General features: G+C 75.9%; 1 protein-coding gene. It reads left to right on the forward strand.

Annotated elements, in window-relative coordinates; translation table 11 throughout:
* Nucleotides 1-2580: SDR family NAD(P)-dependent oxidoreductase (locus B0E53_RS35345; protein WP_146167934.1), on the forward strand; the 2580-nt coding region annotated here is incomplete at both ends.

Raw genomic sequence — 2580 nt, forward strand, 5'->3', positions numbered from 1 at the left:
CCTGGTCACCGGCGGTACGGGTGCGCTCGGCGGCCACGTCACCCGGTGGCTGCTGGACCGGGGCGCCCGGCGCGTCGTCCTGGTCGGCCGGCGCGGCGCCGCCACCCCCGGCCTGGCCGGGCTCCTGGCCGAGCACGGCGCCGACGGGCGGGTCACCGCCGCCGCCTGCGACATGACCGACCGGCAGGCCGTCGCGGCGCTGCTGGACTCGCTGCCCGACCTGACCGTGGTGGTGCACGCCGCCGGCACCGACCAGCTCACTCCGCTGACCGGCACCACCCTCGACGAGTTCTCCCGGGTCGTCGCCGGCAAGGTGCTCGGCGCGCTGCACCTCGACGAGTGCCTCGCCGACCGGCCGCTCAGGGCGTTCCTGATGTTCTCCTCCATCTCCGGGGTGTGGGGCAGCGCGGGCCAGTGCGCGTACGGCGCCGGCAACTCCCTGCTCGACGCGCTCGCCGTTCACCGCCGCGACCGGGGCCTGGCCGCCACCGCCGTGGCCTGGACGGCGTGGGGCGGCGCCGACGGCATGGCCGCCGAGAACGCCGCCACCGAGCAGTTGCACCGGATGGGCCTGCCCACCATCGACCCGCAGCGCGCCCTGGTCGCCCTGGACCGGGCGATGGACCGGCCCACACCCTGCGTCACCGTCGCCGACGTCGACTGGAGCCGGTTCCACCCGGCGTTCACCCTCAGCCGGCCCAGCCCGTTCCTCTCCGAACTGGCGCAGGTGCGGGCGCTGGCCGAGGCCGAGGCGGAGAGCGCCGCCGCGCCGACCGGCGTCGCCGAGGCGCTGCGCCACCTGGCCGACCTGCCCGAGGCCGAGCAGGAGCGGGAACTGCTCCGGCTGGTCAACGAGCAGACCGCGCGAGTCCTCGGCCACGCCACCCCGGACGACCTGCGGGGCCGGCCCTTCAAGGACCTCGGCTTCGACTCGCTCACCGCCGTGGACTTCCGCACCCGGCTCAACGAGGTCACCGGGCTGCGGCTGCCGGCCACCCTGGTCTTCGACCACCCCACCCCGGCCGAGCTGGCCGGGCACCTGCGGGAGACGGCGTTCGGCGGGGACCGTGCCGTACCGGCCGCCGTGGCCGTCGCCACCGGCGCCGACGAGCCGATCGCGGTGGTCGGCATGGCCTGCCGCTACCCCGGCGACGTACGAGGCCCGGAGGAGCTGTGGCGGCTCGTCGCCGAGGGCGTCGACGCGATCGGCGACTTCCCCACCGACCGGGGCTGGGACACCCCCGCCCCGGACAGCGGCTACACCCCGGCCGGCGGCTTCCTCCACGACGTGACCGGCTTCGACCCGGCGTTCTTCGGCATCTCGCCCCGCGAGGCGCTGGCCATGGACCCGCAGCAGCGGCTCACCCTGGAAGCCTCGTGGGAGGTCCTGGAGCGGGCCGGCGTCGACCCCACCAGCCTCAACGGCAGCCGCACCGGGGTGTTCGTCGGCGCCTCCACCTCCGGGTACGGGACCGGGCTCACCGAGGTGCCGGAGGGCACCGAGGGCTACCTGATGACCGGCGGGGCGCACAGCGTCATCTCCGGCCGGGTGGCGTACACCCTCGGGCTGGAGGGCCCGGCGGTGACCGTCGACACCGCCTGCTCGTCGTCGCTGGTCGCCCTGCACCTGGCCGGTGAGGCGCTGCGCCGGGGCGAGTGCGACCTGGCCATCGCCGGTGGCGTCGCGGTGATGGCCACCCCGGACACCTTCGCCGAGTTCTCCCGGCAGGGCGGCCTGGCCGCCGACGGGCGGTGCAAGTCGTTCGCCGCCGCCGCGGACGGCACCGGCTGGTCGGAGGGCGTCGGGATGCTGCTGGTCGAGCGGCTGTCCGACGCGCGGCGTAACGGCCGTCGCGTCCTCGCCGTGATCCGCGGCTCGGCGGTCAACCAGGATGGTGCGTCGAACGGGTTGACCGCGCCGAATGGTCCGTCGCAGCAGCGGGTGATCCGGCAGGCCCTGGCGTCGGCGCGGCTGTCCGCGGCCGAGGTGGACGTGGTGGAGGCGCACGGCACCGGCACGACGCTCGGTGACCCGATCGAGGCGCAGGCGCTGCTGGCCACGTACGGGCAGGACCGGACCGAACCGCTGCTGCTGGGCTCGATCAAGTCGAACATGGGGCACGCGCAGGCCGCCGCCGGCGTGGCCGGAGTGATCAAGATGGTGCAGGCCATGCGGCACGGGATCGTGCCGGCGACCCTGCACGTGGACGAGCCGTCCCCGCACATCGACTGGACGGCCGGGGCCGTCACGCTCGCCACCGAGCAGCAGCCCTGGCCGGCGGTGGACCGGCCGCGCCGGGCGGCCGTGTCGTCGTTCGGCATCTCCGGCACCAACGCGCACGTCATCATCGAGCAGCCGGCGGAGCCCGAGCCCGCCCGGCCCGTCGAGGACGCCCCGGAGCGACCTGCCGCCGGGCTGGTCGGAACGGGTGCGGTGCTGTGGCCGCTGTCGGCGCGCTCGACCACGGCGCTGGCCGGCCTGGCGGAACGGCTCGCGCGGCAGGTCCGCGAGCACGAGGGGCTGGATCCGGCGACGGTGGCCTGGTCGCTGGCCACGACGCGGTCGACGTTCGACCACCG

The sequence above is a fragment of the Micromonospora sp. MH33 genome (genome assembly GCF_003013775.1).
Classification (GTDB): Bacteria; Actinomycetota; Actinomycetes; order Mycobacteriales; family Micromonosporaceae; genus Micromonospora; species Micromonospora fulviviridis.